This is a genomic window from Bradyrhizobium sp. F1.4.3, from assembly GCF_040548375.1.
Taxonomy (GTDB): Bacteria; Pseudomonadota; Alphaproteobacteria; order Rhizobiales; family Xanthobacteraceae; genus Bradyrhizobium.
The window spans coordinates 201,870-223,962 of sequence record NZ_JBEPRN010000004.1 but is presented as its reverse complement, the minus strand read 5'-3'; the positions used below and the strand labels follow the sequence as shown (position 1 = coordinate 223,962).

Annotated in this window: 17 protein-coding genes; 7 read left to right on the top strand and 10 right to left on the bottom strand. The window is 64.4% G+C overall.

The features are described 5' to 3' along the window. Window positions 1-12: 12 nt before the first annotated feature. The 4 genes from ABIB73_RS15240 (at window position 13) to ABIB73_RS15225 (ending at window position 5,927) form a co-directional block, all read left to right on the top strand. Complete coding sequence (locus ABIB73_RS15240; RefSeq protein ID WP_354225158.1) at window positions 13-1,776, top strand: GMC family oxidoreductase; 1,764 nt, start codon at window positions 13-15, stop codon at window positions 1,774-1,776. Then, window positions 1,773-3,017 carry a cytochrome c gene (locus tag ABIB73_RS15235; protein WP_354225157.1) on the top strand — a complete coding sequence of 415 codons (1,245 nt, stop codon included), beginning with the start codon at window positions 1,773-1,775 and terminating at the stop codon, window positions 3,015-3,017. The genes ABIB73_RS15240 and ABIB73_RS15235 overlap by 4 nt, the downstream gene beginning before the upstream one ends. 57 nt (window positions 3,018-3,074) lie before the next feature. After that, window positions 3,075-4,091 (top strand): S1C family serine protease, encoded by a 1,017-nt coding sequence (locus ABIB73_RS15230; RefSeq protein WP_354225156.1) that lies wholly within the window; start codon window positions 3,075-3,077, stop codon window positions 4,089-4,091. 111 nt (window positions 4,092-4,202) lie between these two features. Continuing rightward, complete coding sequence (locus tag ABIB73_RS15225) at window positions 4,203-5,927, top strand: FAD-dependent oxidoreductase (protein WP_354225155.1); 1,725 nt, start codon at window positions 4,203-4,205, stop codon at window positions 5,925-5,927. 159 nt (window positions 5,928-6,086) lie between these two features. On the opposite strand, the gene ABIB73_RS15220 is transcribed toward ABIB73_RS15225, so the two are convergent. Beyond that, window positions 6,087-9,563: an indolepyruvate ferredoxin oxidoreductase family protein gene (locus tag ABIB73_RS15220; RefSeq protein WP_354225154.1), complete on the bottom strand. Its 3,477-nt coding sequence runs from the start codon at window positions 9,561-9,563 to the stop codon at window positions 6,087-6,089. Between the two features lie 165 nt (window positions 9,564-9,728). On the opposite strand from ABIB73_RS15220, the gene ABIB73_RS15215 reads away from it, so the two are divergent. The 3 genes from ABIB73_RS15215 to ABIB73_RS15205 all read left to right on the top strand — a co-directional run bounded on the left by ABIB73_RS15215 (window position 9,729) and on the right by ABIB73_RS15205 (window position 13,407). After that, window positions 9,729-10,682: a hypothetical protein gene (locus tag ABIB73_RS15215; RefSeq protein ID WP_354225153.1), complete on the top strand. Its 954-nt coding sequence runs from the start codon at window positions 9,729-9,731 to the stop codon at window positions 10,680-10,682. A gap of 351 nt (window positions 10,683-11,033) precedes the next feature. Continuing rightward, window positions 11,034-11,732 carry a cysteine hydrolase family protein gene (locus ABIB73_RS15210; protein ID WP_354225152.1) on the top strand — a complete coding sequence of 233 codons (699 nt, stop codon included), beginning with the start codon at window positions 11,034-11,036 and terminating at the stop codon, window positions 11,730-11,732. A gap of 10 nt (window positions 11,733-11,742) precedes the next feature. Continuing rightward, window positions 11,743-13,407: a regulator gene (locus ABIB73_RS15205; RefSeq protein WP_354225151.1), complete on the top strand. Its 1,665-nt coding sequence runs from the start codon at window positions 11,743-11,745 to the stop codon at window positions 13,405-13,407. On the opposite strand, the gene ABIB73_RS15200 is transcribed toward ABIB73_RS15205, so the two are convergent. From ABIB73_RS15200 to ABIB73_RS15160, 9 genes are all read right to left on the bottom strand, one after another. Beyond that, window positions 13,408-14,232, bottom strand: a complete 825-nt coding sequence (locus ABIB73_RS15200; protein WP_354225150.1) for a carbohydrate ABC transporter permease — start codon at window positions 14,230-14,232, stop codon at window positions 13,408-13,410. It abuts the gene before it with no gap. After that, complete coding sequence (locus ABIB73_RS15195) at window positions 14,229-15,164, bottom strand: carbohydrate ABC transporter permease (protein ID WP_354225149.1); 936 nt, start codon at window positions 15,162-15,164, stop codon at window positions 14,229-14,231. Before ABIB73_RS15195 ends, ABIB73_RS15200 begins: the two co-directional genes overlap by 4 nt. Next, window positions 15,161-16,483 carry an ABC transporter substrate-binding protein gene (locus ABIB73_RS15190; protein ID WP_354225148.1) on the bottom strand — a complete coding sequence of 441 codons (1,323 nt, stop codon included), beginning with the start codon at window positions 16,481-16,483 and terminating at the stop codon, window positions 15,161-15,163. Before ABIB73_RS15190 ends, ABIB73_RS15195 begins: the two co-directional genes overlap by 4 nt. Before the next feature lie 82 nt (window positions 16,484-16,565). Beyond that, the gene (gene soxA, locus ABIB73_RS15185) at window positions 16,566-17,345 is read right to left on the bottom strand and encodes a sulfur oxidation c-type cytochrome SoxA (protein ID WP_354225147.1); all 780 of its coding nucleotides are present in this window, start codon (window positions 17,343-17,345) and stop codon (window positions 16,566-16,568) included. Then, complete coding sequence (gene soxZ, locus ABIB73_RS15180; RefSeq protein WP_354225146.1) at window positions 17,342-17,662, bottom strand: thiosulfate oxidation carrier complex protein SoxZ; 321 nt, start codon at window positions 17,660-17,662, stop codon at window positions 17,342-17,344. The genes soxA and soxZ overlap by 4 nt, the downstream gene beginning before the upstream one ends. After that, window positions 17,662-18,129, bottom strand: coding sequence for a SoxY-related AACIE arm protein (locus tag ABIB73_RS15175; RefSeq protein WP_354225145.1), 468 nt, complete (start codon window positions 18,127-18,129; stop codon window positions 17,662-17,664). Before ABIB73_RS15175 ends, soxZ begins: the two co-directional genes overlap by 1 nt. A gap of 8 nt (window positions 18,130-18,137) precedes the next feature. Beyond that, the gene (gene soxX, locus ABIB73_RS15170) at window positions 18,138-18,581 is read right to left on the bottom strand and encodes a sulfur oxidation c-type cytochrome SoxX (protein WP_354225144.1); all 444 of its coding nucleotides are present in this window, start codon (window positions 18,579-18,581) and stop codon (window positions 18,138-18,140) included. Continuing rightward, window positions 18,574-19,857, bottom strand: a complete 1,284-nt coding sequence (locus ABIB73_RS15165; RefSeq protein ID WP_354225366.1) for an FCSD flavin-binding domain-containing protein — start codon at window positions 19,855-19,857, stop codon at window positions 18,574-18,576. The genes soxX and ABIB73_RS15165 overlap by 8 nt, the downstream gene beginning before the upstream one ends. 48 nt (window positions 19,858-19,905) lie before the next feature. Then, window positions 19,906-22,089 (bottom strand): xanthine dehydrogenase family protein molybdopterin-binding subunit, encoded by a 2,184-nt coding sequence (locus ABIB73_RS15160; RefSeq protein WP_354225143.1) that lies wholly within the window; start codon window positions 22,087-22,089, stop codon window positions 19,906-19,908. Window positions 22,090-22,093: the final 4 nt, after the last annotated feature.

Sequence of the window (22,093 nt, the reverse complement as noted above, 5' to 3'; positions counted from 1 at the left end):
GGGTCAGCGCTGATGGTCCGTCGTCTTCCTCGCAAGGATGTCGTCATCGTCGGATTTGGCTGGACCGGCTCGATTCTCGCCTATGAGCTTTCGCGTACCGGCTTCGACGTGGTTGCGATCGAGCGCGGGCCATGGCGCGATACGGCCGCCGATTTCAACATCGGCACTGCCGCGGACGAGCTGCGCTATGCCGTGCGCCACGATCTCTTCCTGCGTCCGAAGCAGGAAACGCTGACCATGCGCAACAATCCATCGCAGACGGCATTGCCGATCCGGAAGTGGGGAAGCTTCCTGCCGGGCAATGGTGTCGGCGGTGCCGGCCTGCACTGGAATGGCCAGACCTGGCGCTTCCTGCCGGACGATTTCCGTATCCGCAGCCACATGATCGAACGTTACGGCGAAGAGATCCTGCCGGAGGGAAATCATATCCAGGATTGGCCGGTCAGCTATGACGAGCTCGAACCGTATTATGACAAGTTCGAGCGTGTTGCCGGTATTTCGGGCAAGGCCGGTAACATCAAGGGCGAGATCCAGGCTGGCGGCAATCCCTTCGAGGGATCGCGCGCGCAGGAATATCCGACGCCGCCGCTGAAGCAGGGCTATCAGCAGGAGCTGTTCGCCAAGGCCGCGACCAATATGGGGTTGCATCCGTTTCCGCGGCCGTCGGCGAACATCTCGGTCGCCTACACCAACCCGTACGGCTGCAGCATGGCGCCCTGTACCTATTGCGGCTTCTGCGAATGGTTCGGCTGCGCCAATTATTCGAAATCGTCGCCGCAGACCTGCGTGCTGCCTGCGCTCATTCGCGAGCCGAGCTTCGAGGCGCGGACGGAATGCGAGGTGAGCAAGGTCAACCTCACCCTCGACGGCAAGATGGCGACCGGCGTCACCTATGTCGATGCCAATGGCGAGGAGTGGGAGCAGCCAGCCGATCTCGTGCTGGTCTGCGCCTACAGCCTGTTCAATGTCCGGCTGCTGTTGCTGTCCGGGATCGGCAAGCCCTATGATCCCGCCAGAAACGAAGGCGTGGTCGGCCGCAACTATGCCTACCAGACCGGCTCCGGCGCCGCCGCCTTCTTCGAGGATGTGAAATTCAATCCGTTCGCCGCCGCAGGTTCCCTCGGTGTCGCGCTCGACGACTACAACAGCGACAATTTCGATCACGGTCCGCACGGCTTTGTCGGTGGCGCCTCGATCACTTGCGCCCACACAAATGGAAGGCCGATCCGCTATCACCCGACCCCGCGCGGCACGCCGACTTGGGGAGGCGCTTGGAAGAAGGCGGTGCGCGACAACTATCAGCGAGTCGCGAGCGTCGGCGCCCAGGGCAGCGTCATGAGCTACCGCGACAACTATCTCGACCTCGATCCGACCTATAAGGATCCGCTCGGCCGCCCCCTGATGCGGATGACCTTCGACTACCAGCCGAACGAACAGAAGATGGCCAACTGGATGGCCGGGCGATGCGATGAGATCGCCAAAGCCATGGGCGCCAAGACAACCCAGGTCAATCGTCTCAACGTGCCATGGAACGTGGTGCCGTACCAAACGACGCACAACACCGGTGGCGCGGTGATGGGCGGCGATCCGACCACGAGTGTGCTCAACCGCTATCTGCAGTCCTGGGACGTGCCGAATGTGTTCGTGATGGGCGCTTCCGCGTTCCCGCAGAATGCCGGCTACAATCCGACCGGCACGGTCGGCGCGCTGACCTATTGGGGGCTGGATGCGATTTTCAGTTATCTGAAGTCGCCCGGCGCGCTGGTGCAGCCATGAGGTTGGAACGCATCGTGCGGCTGCGCAACTTGGTCCTGCTGCTGCCGCTGCTCGCGATCGGCGGCGCGACAGCCGATCCGGACTCCTATGTTGATGTGGTGCGCGGCAAGGCGCTCGCGACTGCCGGTGACTGCGTTGCCTGCCACACAGCCAAGGGCGGCGCGCCCTTTGCCGGCGGGCTCGCGCTCCAGACCCCGTTCGGTGCGATCATGACTGCGAACGTCACGCCCGACAATGCCACCGGCATCGGGAGCTGGTCGGCAGACGATTTCGCGCGTGCCATGCATGAGGGCAGGCGGCCGGCGGGGACCTATCTCTATCCCGCTTTTCCCTATCCCTATTATACCAAGGTGACGCGCGGCGATCTCGACGCAATCTATGCCTATCTGCGCACGTTGCCGCCGGTTGAGAACCACGTCAACCGCAACACGCTGCCGCTCCCGTTCAACATCCGCATGTCGATGGTCGGATGGAACATGCTGTTCTTCACGCCTGGCGAGTTCAAGCCGAATCCAAAGCGGTCGGACGAGTTCAACCGCGGTGCCTACCTTGTCGAAGGGCTCGGCCATTGCGGCGCGTGCCACACTCCGTTCAATGCGTTCGGCGCGAACAAGGACGACAAATACCTGCAGGGCAACCAGATCGACAATTGGACCGCGCCCAACATCACCAACGACATGCAGGCGGGCCTGGGGAAATGGTCCACCGACGACATCGTCCAGTATCTGAAGACCGGACAGACGCGCTTTAGCCTTGCCAGCGGGCCGATGAAGGACGTGATCGAGAACTCGACCTCGCACATGTCCGACGCCGACCTGAAGGCGATCGCGGTTTATTTGAAAGAGCGCGGCGCGGCCGGATCTGCGGCGCCCGCGCCGTTGCCGGCGTCCGATCCGCGTATGCAGGTGGGAGGGGCGATCTTCGTCGATACCTGCACCGCCTGCCATAAAAGCGACGGTGCCGGCGTCGCGCGGATGTTCCCAAAACTCGCCGGCAATGTGGTGACGACCCAGGATGATCCCGCGAGCCTCATTCGCATCATCATCGGCGGGGGTCGCGCGGCGGCCACTGAGACCAGGCCGACCTCGCCCGCAATGCCGTCGCTCGGCTATCGGTTGGATGACGCGCAGATCGCGGCCGTCGTCACCTATGTCCGCAATAGCTGGGGCAATGCCGCGGCCCCTGTCTCCGCGGAAACGGTGCAGGCCCTCCGCGCAAGGGTGACCGGCGCAGGAGATTAGCGGCCTTGCGGGAGCGCTGTAGGGTAACCATCTGACATGCCTTAAGGAATGTGTGCCATGTTGGATTTTACTTCAGATATCGCCGATGACAGCCTGTCATCGCAAACGGCAAGTGCTGCCTCGGTCGACGACCGGGCCCTACTGGATGCCTATTCCAATGCCGTGATCGACGTGACCGACCGCGTCGGCCCTGCCGTCGTGCGTGTCGAGACCGGGCCGAACGGCCGTGAGCGCGGCGGGCTTGGCTCGGGCATCGTGATCTCGCCGGATGGCCTCGTCCTCACCAACAGCCATGTGGTCGGCTCGTCGAAGGAGATCCGGCTGCGGGACGTCGAAGGCCATGTCGGCGACGCCCGGGTGCTCGGCGTCGATCCGGATACGGATCTGGCGCTATTGCGCGCCAACGGCGTTCGCGACTTGCCCTATGCTGCGCTCGGTAACTCCAAGATCTTGCGCCGTGGCCAACTCGTGATCGCGATCGGCAATCCGCTCGGCTTCGAGTCAACCGTCACCGCCGGCGTGGTCTCGGCGCTCGGGCGCTCGATCCGCTCGGTCAGCGGCCGCACCATCGAGGACGTGATCCAGACCGATGCTGCGCTCAATCCCGGCAATTCCGGCGGACCGCTGGTGTCGTCGAATGCCGAAGTGATCGGCATCAACACCGCCATCATCAATGGCGCGCAGGGCATCTGCTTCGCGGTTGCCAGCAACACCGCGCAGTTCGTGCTGTCGGAGATCATCCGGCATGGCTATGTCCGCCGCGCCTATATCGGTGTCGCCGGACAGACCGCGCCGGTCCCGCGGCGGCATGCGGTGCTCGCCAGCGTCGAGAACAAGATGGGCGCGCTGCTCGCGCAGATCGAGCCGGACGGGCCGGCGGCGAAGGCAGGCCTGTTGCCCGGCGACGTCGTGATCAGGCTCGACGGTGTCGAGATCAACGGCGTCGACGACCTGATCCGCGTGCTCGACCGCGATCGGATCGGCCGGCGGCTCGCCATGGACGTGCTGCGGCTCGGCCGCCTCCGGGCGATCGACATCGATCCCGTCGAGCGCAAGCCGGCGCGGGGCACATGATCCGGAAAAGTGCGAAGCGGTTGTCCGATAAGATCATGTGCAAAAAGTCGAGCGCTGGTGCCTCCGGGCGAGGTATGACGGTGTCATGCCTCGTTCGGGGAAACCTGCCGCATGATGCCGGCGCATGAGACCTACGATGTCATTGTCATCGGCGCTGGCGCTGGTGGCATGACGGCGGCTGCCGTTGCGGCTGCCGAGGGACTGCGCGTGCTGGTGATCGAGAAGACCGCCTTCGTCGGCGGCACCACGGCCTGGTCCGGCGGCATGGTCTGGATCCCCGCCAATTCCAAGATGAAGGAGGCGGGCCTTTCCGACAGCGTCACGGATGCGGTCCAGTATCTCGCGAGCACGGTGCCCGAACCCGCGAATGCGGGTTTGCGCGCGGCCTTCCTTGCGCGCGGGCCGGAGGCGGTCGCCTACCTCGAAGCCAAGACGCAGGTGTATCTCCAGCCGGTGAAGGCCTATCCGGACTATTATCCGGAGCGGCTGGGCGCGACGCCCGGTGGGCGGGTGCTCGAGCCGGTTGCCTTCGATGGCACGCGGCTGGGCAGGGCTTTCGCGCGATTGCGGCCGCCGCTGCCGGAGTTCACGCTGTTCGGCGGGATGATGGTCAACCGCCTCGACATCCCGCATCTGCGCCGGGTCGGAAAATCGCTGCGCTCGACGCTACGCGCGGCGCGGCTGGTTTCTGAATATGCGTTGCAGCGGCTGCGCAGCCCGCGCGGTACGACGCTGCATCTCGGCAACGCGCTCGCTGCGCGACTGTACGCCTCGCTGCTGGCACAGCAGGTCGAAGTCCTCTTCAGCGCCGACGTCGTGGATTTGTCGATGCAGGGCGATCGCGTCAGCGGCGTGGTGATCCGTCACGGCTTCCGCGATCGTTCGATCCCGGCGCGTCGTGGCGTGGTGCTGGCGACCGGCGGCTTTTCGCACGATGCTGGTTTGCGCAAGCGCTTCTTCCCGCCTGCGGCCGGATTCGTCTCGGCGACAAACGCGTCCGGCACTGGCGACGGGCTTCGTTTGGCGGGCGCCACCGGTGCCGCGCTCAATACCGAGGCGACGAGCCCGGCGTACTGGGTGCCGGCCTCGCTGTTCCGGCGCGCCGACGGCAGCCGCGGCGTGTTTCCGCACACGGTCACTGATCGCGCCAAGCCCGGCGTGATCGCCGTCAATGCTGCCGGCCGGCGCTTCGTCAACGAGGCGCTGTCCTACCATGAATTCGTGCTCGCCATGCTGCGCGATGGCAATGGCGAGCCGGAGCGGCCGTTCTATCTGATCTGTGATCGAACATTTCTCTGGAGCTATGGTCTTGGCCGTATCAAGCCCTTTACGCGCAGCGTTCGGCGCTATGTGGCGAGCGGTGAACTGATCGAGGCGGCGGACATCGCGCAGCTCGCTGCCAAGATCGGCGTCAAGCCGTCAGCGCTCGCCGCAACGGTTGCAAACTACAACGCCGATGCAAAGGACGGCCGCGATCCCGAATTCGGGCGCGGCAGCACGATTTATGAGCGCCAGCTCGGCGACGCCGCCCACAAGCCCAACCCCTGTGTCGCGCCGATCGCCGGCGCGCCGTTCTTCGCGATGCGCATCTACCCGGCCGACCTTGGCACCGCGATCGGCATGAAGGTCGATGCGCAGGCGCGCGTGTTGCGCGACGACGGCACGCCGGTCGCGGGCCTTTATGCCTGCGGCAACGACATGGGTTCGATCATGAACGGCAACTACCCGGGGCCGGGCATTACGCTGGGGCCGGCGTTGACGTTCGGGTATATCGCCGGGCGGCATCTGGCGGAGGGGGCGGTGGCCGGGGTGAGTTCGGCCACAGCGTCGGTCTAGCCATCCCCACCGCCGTCATTGCGAGCGGAGCCAAGCCGTCCCCACTGCCGTCATTGCGAGCGGAGCGAAGCAATCCAGAGACTTTCCGCGGTGACAGTCTGGATTGCTTCGTCGCAAGGACTCCTCGCAATGACGTGGGGAGAGCTTGCGCTCTAATCGCTACTCCGCCGCCGCTGCGAAACGGCTGTTCTCCAGCTCCGCCTCGAGCCGCGCTTTCTCGGCGGCCGCCTGCTTGATATTGGCTTCCTTGACATGGCCAAAGCCGCGGATCGTTTCCGGCACGCGCGCAAGGCGCGCCAGCAGCGGGATCTGTGCGGGCTGCAGCCCGGCGATCTGCTGATCGATCATCGCCAGATAATCCTCGATCAGCTTCCGTTCGGTCCGGCGCTCTTCGGTGCGGCCGAACGGGTCGAACGCGCTGCCACGCAGGAACTTGAGCCTGGCGAGAATGCGGAACGCGTGGATCATCCAGCCGCCAAACTCCTTCTTCTGGAGATGGCCGGTCGTCTTGTCGCGCTGCGCGAAGATCGGCGGGGCCAGATAGAACTTCAGCGAAAAATCGCCGTCGAACTTCTCCGATACTTTCTTCGCAAAGCTTCCATCGGTATAAAGCCGCGCGACCTCATACTCGTCCTTGTAGGACATCAGCTTGAACAGGTTCTTCGCAACGGCCTCTGCTAGTTCGGTGGACGCGGGCGAGGCGGCCGTTTCCGCCTGGCGCACCTTGGCGACGGCGGCGAGATAACGGTCGGCGTAAGCCTTGTCCTGATAGCCCGTCAAAAACTCCGCGCGGGTTGCGACGATGTCGTCGAGCGACTTCGTCGGCGCGGAAGCCCGGCTCTTGAACTGGAGCACGCTGCGCACCCGCGACATGTCGTGGGCGGCGAGGCGGCCCCAGGTGAAGGCGAGCTTGTTCATCTCGATCGCCGCGCCGTTGATCTCGATGGCGCGCAGCAGCGCCTCCAGCGACAGTGGGATCGCACCCTTCTGGAAGGCGAAGCCGAGCATGAAGGGATTGGTCGCAATCGAATCGCCCATCAGCGCCGCGGCAATACCGGTGGCGTCGATGATGTCGAGGTTCTTGTCGCCGATGGCGTCGCGCAACACGGTCTGCATCGTGCCCATCTCGAAATCGAGGTCGGGGTTTTGCACGAAGCTTGCGGTCGGCTGGAGGTCGGCGTTGATGTAGGCTTTCGTCATCCCGCGCTCGGCGCGGCTGAGCGCGGAGGGGCCGGCCGAGACGATCATGTCGCAACCGAGGATCACATCAGCGCCGCCGGTGGTGATGCGGACCGCCGAAATATCCTCCGGCTTCGGTGCGATGCGCACATGGCTCATCACGGCGCCGTTCTTCTGCGACAGGCCGGTGAAGTCCAATGCCGAGCAGCCGCGGCCGTCGACATGGGCGGCCATGCCGAGCAGGGCGCCGATGGTGATGACACCAGTGCCGCCGATGCCGGTGACGAGGATGTTGTAGGGGCCTTCCAGCTCACGCGCCGGCGGCAGCGGCAGGTCGGCGAACAACTGACCGGAATCGACCGTCGAGGTCTTGATCCGCTTCAGAGAGCCGCCATGCACGGTGACAAAGCTCGGGCAAAAGCCTTCGACGCAGGAAAAGTCCTTGTTGCAGTTCGACTGGTCGATCTGGCGCTTGCGGCCGAACTCCGTCTCCAGCGGCTGCACCGAGACGCAGTTCGAGGCCTGCGAACAGTCGCCGCAGCCTTCACAGACAAGCTCGTTGATGAAGGCGCGCTTTGCAGGGTCCGGATAGAGCCCGCGCTTGCGGCGGCGGCGCTTCTCGGCGGCGCAGGTCTGGTCGTAGACGATGACCGAGAGGCCCTTGATGTCGCGCAACTCGCGCTGCACGGCGTCGAGCTCGCGGCGGTGATGGATTGTCGCCCCTTGCGGGAAGTAGTTGCCCTCCGGGTATTTGCTCGGATCGTCTGACACGATCGCAAGCCGCTTGACGCCTTCGGCCCAGACCTGGTGCGCGATCTGGGCGACGTTGAAGCCGCCTTCGGCCGGCTGGCCGCCGGTCATCGCGACCGCGTCATTGTAGAGGATCTTGTAGGTGATGTTGATGCCGGTGACGGAGGCTGCGCGCAACGCCAGCAGTCCCGAATGCGTATAGGTGCCGTCGCCGAGATTCTGGAAGATGTGCTGCTCGCTGGTGAAGGGCGACTGGCCAATCCAGTTCACGCCCTCGGCGCCCATATGCGAGATCAAATCGGTGCGGCGGGTCGGCATGCTCAGGGCCATGCCGTGGCAGCCGATGCCGGCCATGGCGCGGCTGCCTTCGGGCACGCGTGTCGACGTGTTGTGTGGGCAACCCGAGCAAAAGAACGGCGTGCGCGCCAGCTTGATCGGCGTGCTGGTGGTGACGGGATTGTCGAACGCCTCGAGCCGGGCCAGCCGCTGCTCCAGCACAGGACTATGATGGCCGAGCTTGCGCAGTCGCGCCACCAGCGCGGAGGCGACGATGGTCGGCGTCAGCTCGCCTTCGCTCGGCAGCAGCGGCGCGCCGCTCTCGTCGCGCTTGCCTGTCACGGTCGGGCGCTTCGACGCATCGATATTGTAGAGGATGCGCATCAGCTGATCTTCGATGAAGCCGCGTTTCTCCTCGACCACCAGCACGTCCTGAAGACCTTCGGCGAAGCGGCGCGCGCCGCTTTCCTCCAGCGGCCAGGTCAGCGCGACCTTGTAGATGCGAAGGCCAAGGTCCTGCGCGTCCTTGTCGCTGATGCCGAGATCGGCCAGCGCCTGGCGCAAATCGAGATAGGCCTTGCCGGTCGCGACAATGCCGAGCCGGGCGGGCTTTGAATCGAGCACGATGCGGTCGAGCTGGTTGGCGCGGGCAAAGGCCTGCACCGCGGCCATCTTCGGGCCGAACAGGCGCCTCTCGGCCTCCAGCGGCGGATCGGGCCAGCGGATGTTGAGGCCGCCGGGCGGCATCTCGAAATCGTCGGGAAGCTTGATCTGGATACGTTCGGGGTCGCTATAGATCGACGCCGAGCTTTCCACGGTCTCGCTGATCGCCTTGAAGCCGACCCAGCAGCCGGAGAAGCGCGACAGCGCAAAACCGTAGAGGCCGAGGTCGAGATAGTCCTGAAGCGTCGCCGGATTGATCACGGGGATCAGCGCGGCTGCGAACACCTGCTCGCTCTGATGCGCCAGTGTCGAGGACTGGCAACCATGGTCGTCGCCGGCCAGCGCGAGCACGCCGCCGTTCAGTGAAGTGCCGGCCGCGTTGGCATGCTTGAGCGCATCGACCGAGCGGTCGACGCCGGGGCCCTTGCCGTACCAGATGCCGAACACGCCATCGACCTTAGCGCCGGGGAATAGGCCGACCTGTTGGCTGCCCCAGACCGCGGTCGCCGCCAAATCCTCGTTCAGGCCGGGCACGAAGGCGATGTCCTGCTGCTGAAGAAATGACTTCGCGCGCCACAGCGCGTGGTCGTACATGCCGAGCGGGGAACCGCGATAGCCCGAGATGAAGCCGCCGGTGTTGAGCCCTTGAAGCCGGTCGCGTTCGCGCTGCAACATGGGCAATCGAACCAGGGCCTGCGTGCCGGACAGGAAGATCCGCTTCGATTCGAGCCGGTATTTATCGTCCAGCTCGACCTGCATCAGCGTCATTTCGAAAGTCCTTGTTTTTCTTGGTCCGGCGGGGATTTTGCGCCGCGGGAAGAGTTGCGGCTTGCGAAGCAGGATGAGGCAGTCAAAAGCATGGGCCGGCGAAGTCAATACGGCTAGCCGCATCCGTGGCGCTCCTGCTAGTCATGGCTTCGACCGGAGGACACCATGGCTGCAAACGCATTCGACACCGAGATATCAGAGACCGCCGAGGCGCTGATCGGGCCGTGGCGGCAGCCGCGCCAGATGCTTCATGCGCAGGTTTACGACGCGCACGCCTCGATCCACGACGATGCCACCGCGCAAGAGCTCGGCTTCAAGGGCGGCACCATCGAGGGCCCGACGCATTTCAGCCAGTTCGTCCCGCTGGGCGCGCGGCTGTGGGGGAACGCCTGGTTCGAGAGCGGTTGCCTCTCCGCGCATTATCGCAACGCCTGCTTTGAGGGCGAGGAAGTGCAGGCGATCCTGTCGAAGCCATTGCCCGGCACGCGCCAATGCCAGATCCAGATGATCAAGCGCGATGGCACCGAGGTACTGCGCGGCTCGGCCTCGGTCGGCGACGCGCCGGTCGCCACCGCGCTGGAAACACGTCTCGGCGAGCTCAAGCCGCTCACCGATCCGGTGATCCTGCGCGACGTGAAGGTGGCCCAGACCAGCATGCCGCAGACGGTGCGGATGGCGTTCGACCAGAACATGGGCGACCTCTATCCGTTCTCGCTGCGGCAGAAGCTTGCGGTCATCACCGAAAACTCGCCGTATTATTCGAGCGCCAACAATCCGTGGGGCAGGGCCATCATCCCGATGGAGATGCTGAGCGTGCTCCTCCAGTACCGCTCCAAGGACGATCCGCTGCCGGCCAAGGGACCCGCCGTCGGCCTGTTCGCCGACCAGGAGATCAGGCTGGTGAAGGGGCCGCTCTTCGTCGACGATGAGTATGAAGTCGAACGCGAAGTGGTGGCCCTCTCCGGCAGCCGCCGCACCGAGAGCGCCTGGATCAAGACGCGGGCGTTCGACAGGGCGGGCGCGATTGTTGCGACCATGCTGCTCAACATGGCGACGCTGAAGGATTCCTACGCGCCTTATGAGGAAGAGCATCGGCGGCTGTATGGGGCGGGGCGGTAGACGCCACACTCTCCGCCCGTCATTCCGGGGCGACGCGAAGCGTCGAGCTATGATGCGCAATTGCGCATCTGAGAATCCATTTCACCTCCAGTATGCGGCCGATGGATTCCGGGCTCGCGACTTCGTCGCGCCCCGGAATGACTGGTTGGGCAAATCGTCACCACCGCCCAAGCCTTGAGCAAATGCACGTCGCAAAGTCGTCGCACAGCGAATGAGCAGGCGCGTGCTCGTCTCATAACATTTTGACAGAACAGTAAATTTCTCCGCGCCCCACGCCGGATTATCATTGTACACAATGGCACGGCGTTTGCAGAACTCCTGGCAAAGAGAGTTCTCGCGGGGGCCTGCGTCATGTTGAGCTCAACCAAGTCGACACAGGGCGTCATCGGCGCCGAGCCCGAGCCGATCAAGCTCGACTGGTCGAGCACCGCGCTTCTCATCATCGACATGCAGCGCGATTTCATGGAGCCGGGCGGCTTCGGCGAGACACTGGGTAATGACGTCAGCCAGCTTGCGCGCGCGGTGAAGCCGATCGGTGCGCTGCTCAAGGCGGCGCGCGACACCGGCATGCTGGTGGTCCATACGCGCGAGGGACATCTGCCGGATCTCTCCGATGCGCCGCCGGCGAAGATCGAGCGTGGCGCGCCGAGCCTTCGCATCGGCGATCCCGGCCCGATGGGCCGTATTCTTATCCGCGGCGAGGCCGGCCACGACATCATTCCCGAACTCTATCCGCTCGACAGCGAGGTCGTGATCGACAAGCCCGGCAAAGGGGCGTTCTACGCCACCGAGCTCACCGACGTGCTGGAGCAATACGGCATCGAGAACCTTCTGGTGTGCGGCGTCACGACAGAGGTGTGCGTGAACACCACCGTGCGCGAAGCCAATGACCGCGGCTATCGCTGCGTCGTCATCTCGGACGGCTGCGCATCCTACTTCCCCGAGTTTCACGAGATGGGCCTGAAGATGATCAAGGCCCAGGGCGGCATCTTCGGCTGGGTCGCGGACTCAGCCGCAGTCTTGGAGGCAATGAAGACTTCGACCACATAGGGGTAATATCATGAGCACATTGACGGGGACGGCCGGCAAATCTGAGACCAACAAGTCCGAGTTCAAGCCGGCACTATGGACACCGGGCGACTGGAACGCGTTTTTCGGCTTCGGCACCAACATCCTCGTCAACATGCTGGTGCTCACGGGCCTGCTTCGCTTCGTGCTGAAGATGCCGGACTCGCTCGTGTTCGGCCGCATCCTGCCCGCGCTCGGGCTGATGATGTGCCTGTCGACCTTCTACTACGCGTTCCTCGCCTATCGTCTGGCGCAGAAGACCGGCCGCAGCGACGTCTGTGCGCTGCCGTCGGGCGTCAGCGTGCCGCACATGTTCATCGTCACCTTCGTGATCATGCTGCCGATCACGATCAAGACCGGTGATCCCCTCAAGGGCTGGTCGGCTGGCCTCGTCTGGGTGTTCTTCCAGAGCTTTATCCTGATGATCGGCGGCTTCATTGCGCCGTTCATCCGCAAGATCACGCCGCGTGCGGCGCTGCTCGGTACGCTCGCCGGCGTCTCCGTCACCTTCATCGCGATGCGTCCTGCGCTCGAGATGTACATGACTCCGCAGATCGGTCTGGTTTGCTTCGCGATCATCCTGGTGAGCTGGTTCGGCGGCGTGAAATATCCAAAAGGCATTCCGGCGGGCGCGATCGCGATCGCGGTCGGCATGATCATCGCATGGGGCTCGAACCTGTTCGGCCTCGGTCTCGGCGGGTTGAGCGTCAAGGGCGTTGGCGATGCCTTTGCCAGTTTCGGCTTCTCGGTGCCGATCCCGGCGGTAGGCCAAGTGTTCTCCGGCTTCGAATTCCTCGGCGTCATCCTGGTCACGGCCATTCCGTTCGGTATCTATGACCTCGTCGAGGCCATGGACAACGTCGAGAGCGCGGAAGCGGCCGGCGACGAATATCCGACCACGCGCGTTCTGACCGCCGACGGCATCGTCAGCCTGATCGGTTGCCTGATGGGCAATCCCTTCATCAACGCCGTCTATATCGGCCATCCCGGCTGGAAGGCCATGGGCGGCCGCATCGGCTACTCGGCTGCGACCGGCATCATGGTGGTCGTGCTGGCATGGTTCGGCATCATCTCGGTGCTGCTGGCACTGGTGCCGGTGGTCGCGATCTCGCCGATCCTGCTCTATATCGGCATGCTCATCGGTGCGCAGGCGTTCCAGACCACGCCGGTCAAGCATGCGCCCGCGATCGTGCTGGCGCTGACCCCGCATCTCGCCGCCTGGGCCAAGCTCCAGATCGACACCATGCTGGGCTCGACCATGATGGCGGCGACCTCTGTCGGCGGTCTCGCCGCCGACAAGGCCGACGCGGTCAAGGCGGCGGCGATCGCAGCGCTGCCGCAGCAGGGCGTATTCTATCACGGGCTCGAGATCATGGGTGGCGGCTCCATCCTCGGCGGCCTCATCCTAGGTGCGATCGGCGTCTTCATCATCGAGCGCGACTTCGAGAAAGCCTCGGCCTTCGCGCTGGTCGGTGCGGTCCTGACCTACTTCGGCTTCATGCACGGCGAGGCCGTCGGCATCGGTGGAGGGCTCGGGGTCACGCCATCCGTCGCCTTCGCCTATGCCGTGATGGCGGCCGGCCTGTACGTTCTCAGCCGGCGAACCAGCGAGCACTACTTGCCGCACCCGGAGATGCATGCCGCACCGGCGGAGTAACTACCCGCCCTTGACGGCACCAGCGGTTAGCCCGGCGACGATCTGTTGCTGGGCCAACACTGTCAGCAGCAGCACCGGGAGAGTCACGATCAGCGCGGCGGCCGCCAGCGGGCCCCAGCTCAACTGGTCGAACGAGATCATGTTGTAGACGGCGACGGGCAGGGTGCGCGTCTCGCGTCCGGCCAGCACGATGCCGAACACAAAGTTGTTCCACGAGAAGATCACGGCCAGGATGAAGGCGACTGCGATGCCGGGCTTTGCGATCGGCAGCGCGACGTGGCGGAACACCTGCCAGCGCGTGGCGCCGTCGATGAGGGCCGCTTCTTCCAACTCCATCGGAGTCGTCTCGAAATAGCCGATCATGATCCAGATCACGATCGGCACCGTCACCACCAGGTGGATGATGATCTGGGGCACCAGCGTGCCGAGCAATCCCAGCCATTGGAACAGCAGGAACAGTGGGATCAGATAAGACAATCCCGGCGTGATGCGGGCGATCAGGATCACGATCGCCGACTTATGCGCGGCCATCCGCGCGATGCCGTAGCCGGCGGGGACGCCGACCATCAGCGCAAGCGCGGTCGCGCTGCCGGTCACGATCAGGCTGTTGATGAAATAGGTCAGGAAGCGGTTGGAGGCGAGCACGTCGGCATAGTTCTTCCAGGCGAAATGCTCGGGAATGAACACCGGCGGGTAGGCGGCATTGTCGATCTCGAATTTGAGCGAGAGCGAGGCCATCCAGAGAAAGAACAGGATCGCCGGCGACACGATGACGAGCACCGCAAACCACAGCCCGATCCTGCCGAGAAGGCTGCGCAGGTTCATGCGTCGCTCCCCGTCTCCGTCCACAGCATGCGCTGGCGGAAGTAAAGCATCACCGCGGCAAGCGCGACGATCAGCAGGAAGAACATGACCGCGATCGCCGAGCCATAGCCGATGTCGTAATAGGCGAAGGCAACGCTGTAGAGATAGAGGTTGATGGTCTCCGACGCGGAGCCCGGTCCGCCCTGGGTGATCGCGAAGATGATGTCAAAACTCTTCACCGCGTCGATCATACGGATCATGCCGGCGATGAACAGGAACGGCATGATCAGCGGCAGCGTGATGAAGCGAAATACCTGCCAGAAACTGGCGCCGTCGATCTGCGCGCTCTCATAGGGCTCGGTTGGAATCGCGGCGAGGCCGCCGAGCACGATCAGCATGACCAGCGGCGTCCATTGCCAGGTCTCGACCAGCACCAGCGACGGGATCACCGTTGCGGGATGAAATACCCAGAGCTGCGGAGGTATCCCGACAAGCGACAGCAGGTAGTTCAGCACGCCGAGTTGCGGATGGAACATCATGGTCCAGACCAGCCCGATCGCAACCGGCGTCGCCATCATCGGCATGATGAAGATGCCGCGCAGGAAGCCGCGGCCGGCGAATTTCTGGTGAAACACCACGGCGGCGAGCGTGCCGAACAGCAGCGGCAGCAGCACCGAGAGCACGGTGTAGACCATCGTGTGGCCCACCGCCTCGATGAAGCGGGGATCGCTGGGCAGCCGCAGATAGTTGGAGAGCCCGACGAAGGTGGTCGGCGCGCCCACCTTCCACTCGTTCAGGCTCATCCAGATCGTGAACAGCCAGGGGAAGATGATGATGGTGAGTACGACGACCAGCGCCGGCACCACGAACGGCCAATAGGACGGCCGACGCCATTGTTTCTCCGGCGCGGCGTCCTGCGCCGCGGCCGGAGAGGTCTGTGTTATCACGCTCACGCTTTTTCGCTGCGCTCCAGGATCGGCCGGAATTGCTCGTGCGCCTTCTTCAGCTCCGTCGCGGGATCGGCGCCTGACAAGGTTGCGGTGAGTGCGGCACCGACGATGTCGCGGAATTCGGCGACCGGGATCACGACGGGCAGGCCGAGCTTGGAGATCTTGGCGGAGTCGATGACGGACTGTAGCCACTCCTTGGTCTTCACGCCCTTGGCGACTTCGGGATCGTCGACGATGGAATTGCGGAACGGTACGCCGCCGCCGGCCTGTAGCAGGCGCGCGCCCTGTCCCTTCGAGGCGACCCATTGGCAGAGCAAATAGGCGGCTTCCTTGTTCTTGCTCGCCGCAGCAATGCCGATGCCGTCGCCATAGGTCGACGAGAACTGCCCTTTGGGACCTGCGGGCACCACTGTGTATCCGACCTTGCCGACGATGCGGGAGGCGGCCGGATCTTCCAGCGGCGGCGCCCAGCCGTCGGCATCGATCCACATCGCGGCTCGCCCTTGCGTGAACGAGGCCATCGATTCCATCCAGTTGAATCCGACGACGCCGGGAGGTGCAGACTTGGTCAACAGCCGCTGATAAAGCTTGGTGGCCTCAATCGCCTCCGGACCATCGGTCAGGATGTTGCCCTTGGCGTCGAGGAATTCGCCGCCATAGTTGAGGTAGAAATTGGTCCACATCGCCATGTTGGCGTTGCGCAGGCCGCGGCCGACAAAGCCATAGATGCCTTCCTTCGGATCGGTCAGTTTCTCGGCGGCGACGGCCATTTCCTCGAGTGTCTTCGGGACCTCGATGCCCTTCTTCTGGAACAGCTCCTTGTTGTAGTAGAGGATGAAGTAGTCGACCGACCAGGGCAGCGACAGCATCTGGCCCTTGTCGTTCCGGGCATATTGGAGACCTGCGGCCGAAAAATCGCTTTCGACGAGATCGGGCGGCGTGAGGCTGGGGTCCTTGAGATAGCCGGACATGTCGGCGAGCCAGCCAGCCTTCTCGAACTGCCGCTTCTGCACGTGATAGCTGAGGTGCACGACGTCGAAGCTCGGCCGGCCCGAGGTGAGCTCGATCACGACCTTCTGGCGCTGCTGCTGCTCCGGGATCTGCTCGGACTCCACCTGGATGCCGGTGAGTTCGGTGAATTCCTTGATGTATTTTTGCAGGTTATCGCCGCGCGGGCCCTTGGCGAGGATCACCTCCAGCTTGGTCCCGGAGTATTTCTTCCAGGCTATCTCAGCGCGCGCCGGAAATCCGGTGAGGCCGAGCGCACCGGCTGCTGCGGTACCGGCCAAAAGACTGCGGCGCGAAATTCGATGGTCAGCCACTGTATTTCCTCCCTGTGACTCATTTTCTTTGGGAGGGATACTAGCGTCCGCGCCGCGCCTGCCTAGCCCTAATCTCTGCGGATCAAGGTCGCACGGCCGGCGTCTCCAGCGGCATGCCGCGTGCTCGCGACATCAGATAGAGCTCAAGCGCGACCAGCTCGGGCGCGCCGTAATCATAGGCCTGGGCGCGGACGCCGGTCATGCAGCTGCGCAGCCGTCGCTCCAGCGACCCCAGCGTCTGCCATTCCAGCCGATAGAGCGGATAGCCGGTCGGCTGCGCTTGCGTGATCGGCGCGCCCGCGAGGCGCTTGTCAAAATTGTCGTCGTGGCAATTGGTGCATGCAAGGTTGAGCTGGCCCTCGCGCTTCATGAAGAGGTCGCGGCCTTGTTCGACGTAAGGTTTGAGCTGCGGATCATCCCCCGCCGTGATCGCAACGCCGCGCGACTGGTGCGCGACGAAGGCGGACAGCGCCAGCAGGTCGCGGCTCTCGTAAGGCAGCGGTGCCGCCTGCTGATGATCCGCGCGGCAGAGATTGATGCGCTGGTCGAGCGTGACGGGACGGCCGAGCGTCTTGTCGAAAGCCGGGTAGCGCGCCGCGACGCCCTTCATGCTGCTGCGCGCATCGCCATGGCAGTCCGCGCAGGCTCTCTGGGCGCTACCAACTTTCTTGGCCCACAGCGCCTCGCCGTCGAGCGCGAACAGCATGCCCGGATTGGACGTATCGTCATCCTGTATCGCGCGCGTGTCGGGTCCCATGAAGGCATAGCCGGAGCGGCGCGCCTCTGGCGCGATCTCCCCGGCGAGCAGGGCAGGGGCCGTGGCGAACAGCACCGCCACCGCTATCGCGCGTCCAAAATTCATTCGACCGTGATCGATGCCGACGCCGTGGACGAGTAGCCGTTGTCGCCGATCCATTCGAACTCGAACTTGCCGCTCTCCTTCGCAACCGTGAAGAACGACAAATACGGATTGGCCGCGATCGCCGGGAAGAGATCGGCGCGAAAAATCTCGGCGCCGTTGTAGCGGCAGGTGAAGCTGGCGATGATGTCGCGCGGCACCAGCTCGCCGTCCGCGGTGTGCCGAAAGCCGGTCTCCATGATGTGCGAGGTCAGCGTGCGGATCTCGATGATGTCGCCGCGCTTGGCGCGCGAGGGAACGTTGATGAGGGCTGCAGCCATCAGTTGACCTCCTCGGTGCAGGCGGCGAGCGTCACGACAACGTCGGCGGTGACCTGCCAGAACGTGTCGTCGGAGAAGCGCGCGATCGCGACCACCTTCTGGGTGTCGGCAAGCCGGATCCTCGTCGAGACCTGGGCGCGGCCGGACGAGGGGTTGAGATAGAAATTACCAATGTTCGGCTGCGGGTTCTTCTCGTTGAAGACGTGGATGCTCTTGACGTAGTCGTCCGCCGTCATCGGGCTTGCGACGCTCACCGTCATTGGCACCGTGTTGCCGTTCTCGACCAGCGGCGGAATGTCGATCTTGACCTTGCCGGTGCGTATTGGCGCCTCACCGACGACGTTGCGGATCGCGGTGTTGAGCATCGCAGGCGTTGCGTTGAGCGGGCGCAGCGTGACGATCGGGATCGTCCCCGCGACAGTAACGCTGCCGGCGATACTCAGAAACTGTCGTCGCGTGGTTGGCATGAACAGTCCTAGTCCCGAAGCGTTGCAAGATAGGCCACGATGTCCTCGATCTCCGCGCTCGATAGTATAGGCTTGCCTGCAAAATTGCGCCCGACGCGGACTAGCCCCTCGTTGCGATAATAGGACGGCATGATGGTCTCCGGGTTGAAGTGCGAGGCGTCCACCAGACGAAGCCGCAACTGGCTCACCGACCAGCGGTTCCCGGCGCCTGTGAGATCTGGCGCGAGATCGCCCTGGAACCGGGTTTCCGGAAAGGGGCCGGAATGGCAGAGGATGCAGGTCGTACTGCGCGCGAGCACCAACGCACGCCCGCGCGTGGCATCGCCGGGCGCGCCCGTGAGCGATTCCGGAATGCCGTCGCCGACGATCTTGTAGGGCGCAAGACCTTCCGCCCTGGCGCCGGAGAGGCTGGTGGCGATCAGTGCGGCGATATAGACGATCGATCTAGCCAAAGGTATCCGCCGTGATGGTTTGAAACCAGCGCTCGCCCTCGGCCGCCTCGCGGGCGCGAAGCTCGCGCGGTGCATCGACCGGGCTCGTCGCGCCGCCCTCGACCTCGGCGAAGATGTCGCCCCTGGGCTGGTAGTTGCCGGCGAGCGAGAAGCCGTAACCAGGCGCGACGGTGTTGTAGCAGACGCCAGTCAGCCGCGGCGTCTCCGGCGTGCGGCCTGCGAGGAGGCTGACGATCGCGGCGGCGCAAGCTTTGCCTTGCGCGCTCGCAGCTGACGCCGATTTGGGAATGCCGCCGCCGAGACAGGCGTCGCCGATGACATGGATGTTGGGGATGAGTTTCGACTCGAAAGTCATGGGATCAATCGGGCACCAACCGGACGTGTCGGCTGCGCCGGCGATCTCGGCGATGCGCCCGGCCCGCTGCGGCGGGATCACGTTGGCGACATCAGGGGTGTAGTTGCCGAACTCGGTGATGATGGTCCTGGCGGAGGGATCGACGGAAGTCACGCGGCCGCCCTGCGACAGCGCCACACGTTCGATCATGTCGCCGTAGAGCTCCTTCCACGCTTTCTCGAACAGCCGCTGCTGGGAGAAATTGTCCTTGGCATCGAGGATCAGGACTTTCGATCGCGGCTTCTTCGTCTTCAGATAGTGCGCGATCAGGCTGGCGCGCTCGTAAGGCGCGGGCGGACAGCGCGAGGGATTGGCCGGGACGGCGATTGCCACCACGCCGCCATCGTCCATCGCTTCCAGCTGCCTTCGCAGCAGCAGCGTCTGCGCGCCGGCCTTCCAGGCGTGCGGCATCTTTTCCGATGCGGGTTCGTCGTAACCAGGCAGGGCTTCGAAGTGAAAGTCGATGCCGGGCGAGAGCACGAGGCGGTCGTAGGGCAGCGCGACGCCATCGGCCGTCGTGACGCTGCGCTGCTGCGGCTCGATAGTGGTTACGGCCTGGCCGATCACAGTGACGCCCTCGGCGGCGAGCGGGTCATAGCCAAACTGCTGCGCCTCGATGTCGCGCAGACCCGCAATCACTTCGTTGCTGAAGGGGCAGGCGGTGAAGACCGCGTTGGGTTCGATCAGGATGACCTGCAGGCTCCCCTGCGCACGCTTCAGCATACGTGCGCAAGCCGCGCCGCCAAAGCCGCCGCCGACCACGACGACGCGGCCCGCGGATTGCGCACGCGACAGCGAAGGCCGCGCCAATGCGGCCGCCGCTGCGGTGATGCCGAACAGGGCATTCCGCCGTGTCACCGGGCGCGTGGTCATCAGGTTCATCCGGACAAAAGGCTGCGGCGACATTCTTGCGCCGCCGCAGCCGTTATCTCAAGCGAAGGTGATGCTCTGGTCGCGCAGCGGCACCGAGCGAATGCGCTTGCCCGTCGCCGCGAAATAGGCGTTGAGCACTGCAGGTCCGGCAACGCCGATCGTCGGCTCGCCAACACCGCCCCAGAAGCCGCCGCTCGGCATCACGATCGATTCCACCTTCGGCATCGCGGCAATCCGCATCGAGTCATACGTGTCGAAGTTGGTCTGTTCGATGGCGCCGTCCTTCACCGTGCAGCCGCCATAGAACAGCCCGCTCAGGCCGTAGACGAACGATCCCGCGATCTGCCGCTCGATCTGCGCCGGGTTGACGGCGTAGCCGGGATCGGTCGCCGCGACGATACGATGCACCTTGATCTTGGTGCCGTCGGTTACGGAGATCTCCGCGGCGGCCGCGACATAGCTGCCATAGGAGGCGAAATGCGCGAGCCCGCGGTAAATACCCTGCGGCGGCGGCGTGCCCCAGCCGACCTTCTCGGCCACGGCCTCCAGCACCGCCAGGTGCTTTGGATGGTCCTTCATCAGCTTGCGCCGGAACTCCAGCGGGTCCTGACCTGCCGCGTGTGCCAGCTCATCCATGAAGCATTCGACATAGATGGCGTTCTGGTTGACGTTCACGCCGCGCCAGAAGCCCGGGATGATGTGCGGGTTGCGCATGGAGTGCTCGATCAGCAGGTTGGGAACCGAGTATCCGAATGGCGCATCGCCCTTGGCGTTGAGGCCGGCGAAGGTCGCCGGGTCCATGCCGTTGACCAGTGCGTCCGGCCGCAGGCTCGCAAGGATCGACTGGCCGGAGATCCGCATGTGGAATGCCGTCAGGTTGTTGTCGGCATCGAAGCCTGCGGTCAGCTTGCATTGCGTGATCGGATGGTAGCGGCCGTGCGTCATGTCTTCTTCGCGCGTCCACAGCAGCTTGATCGGGGTGCCCGGCATCTGCTTGGCGATCAGCACGGCCTGGCGGACATAGTCGGTCTGGCCGCGCCGACCGAAACCGCCGCCGAGCAGCAGCTTGTTGACGTCGCATTTGTCGGCCGGAAGTTCTGACGCTTCCAATGCGGCAGCGAATGCCGCCTCGCCATTCTGCGTGCCGCACCACACCTCGCACTTGTCGGCCGTGTAGAGCGCTGTCGCGTTCATCGGCTCGAGCGTGGCGTGGTTCTGATAGGGATAGTTGTAGGTGGCCTCGATCGTCTTCGCGGCACCCGTGAGCGCGGCCTTGGCGTCGCCGTTGGAATTGCCGACATAGGCCGGACCGTTGTCGAGGCCCTCGGCCAGCCATTTCGCGATGGAGGCGCTGGAGACCTTGGCATTCTCGCCTTCGTCCCACACGATCGGCAGCGCATCGAGCGCGCTTTTGGCGTGCCAGAAGGTGTCGGCCACCACCGCGACCGCGCTGTCGCCGACCTTCACGACCTTTTTCACACCTTTCATGCCGGCGATCTTGGCTTCGTCATAGCTTTTCAGCTTGCCGCCGGTGACCGGGCAATCCTTGATCGCGGCGTTGAGCATGCCGGGCAGCTTGACGTCGATGCCGTAGACGGTGGTGCCGGTGACCTTGTCCGGCGTGTCGAGCCGCTTGACGCCCTTGCCGATCAGCCTCCAGTCCTTCGGATCTTTCAGCTTCACGTCTGCGGGCGGCGTCAGCTTTGCCGCGACCTCGGCGACCTTGCCGTAGGTCGTGGTCCGGCCCGACGGCGTATGGGTGATGACGCTGTTGGCGGCCGTGCATTCGGATGCCGGAACCTTCCAGTCATTGGCCGCGGCCTGGATCAGCATCATGCGTGCCGTGGCGCCGCCCTTGCGCACATAGTCGTGCGAGGTGCGGATGCCGCGGCTGCCGCCGGTCGAAAAGTCGCCCCAGACGCGCTTGCGGGCGACGTTCTGTCCGGGCGAGGGGAATTCGGTCGTGACCTTGGTCCAGTCGCATTCAAGTTCCTCGACGACGAGCTGGGCGAGGCCGGTGAGCGAGCCCTGGCCCATCTCGGAGCGCGCAATGCGGATCACGACGGTGTCGTCGGGCCTGATCACGACCCAGGCATTGATCTCGGGCGAGCCGTCGGCCGCGCGAACCACAGCCGGACCGCCGAAGGGGATGTCGAGGCCGATGGCGAGACCGGCGCCGAGCGTGGCGCTTCCGATGACGAAGGCTCGGCGATTCATCTTGGGGGATATGTGCTTGTTCATGTGA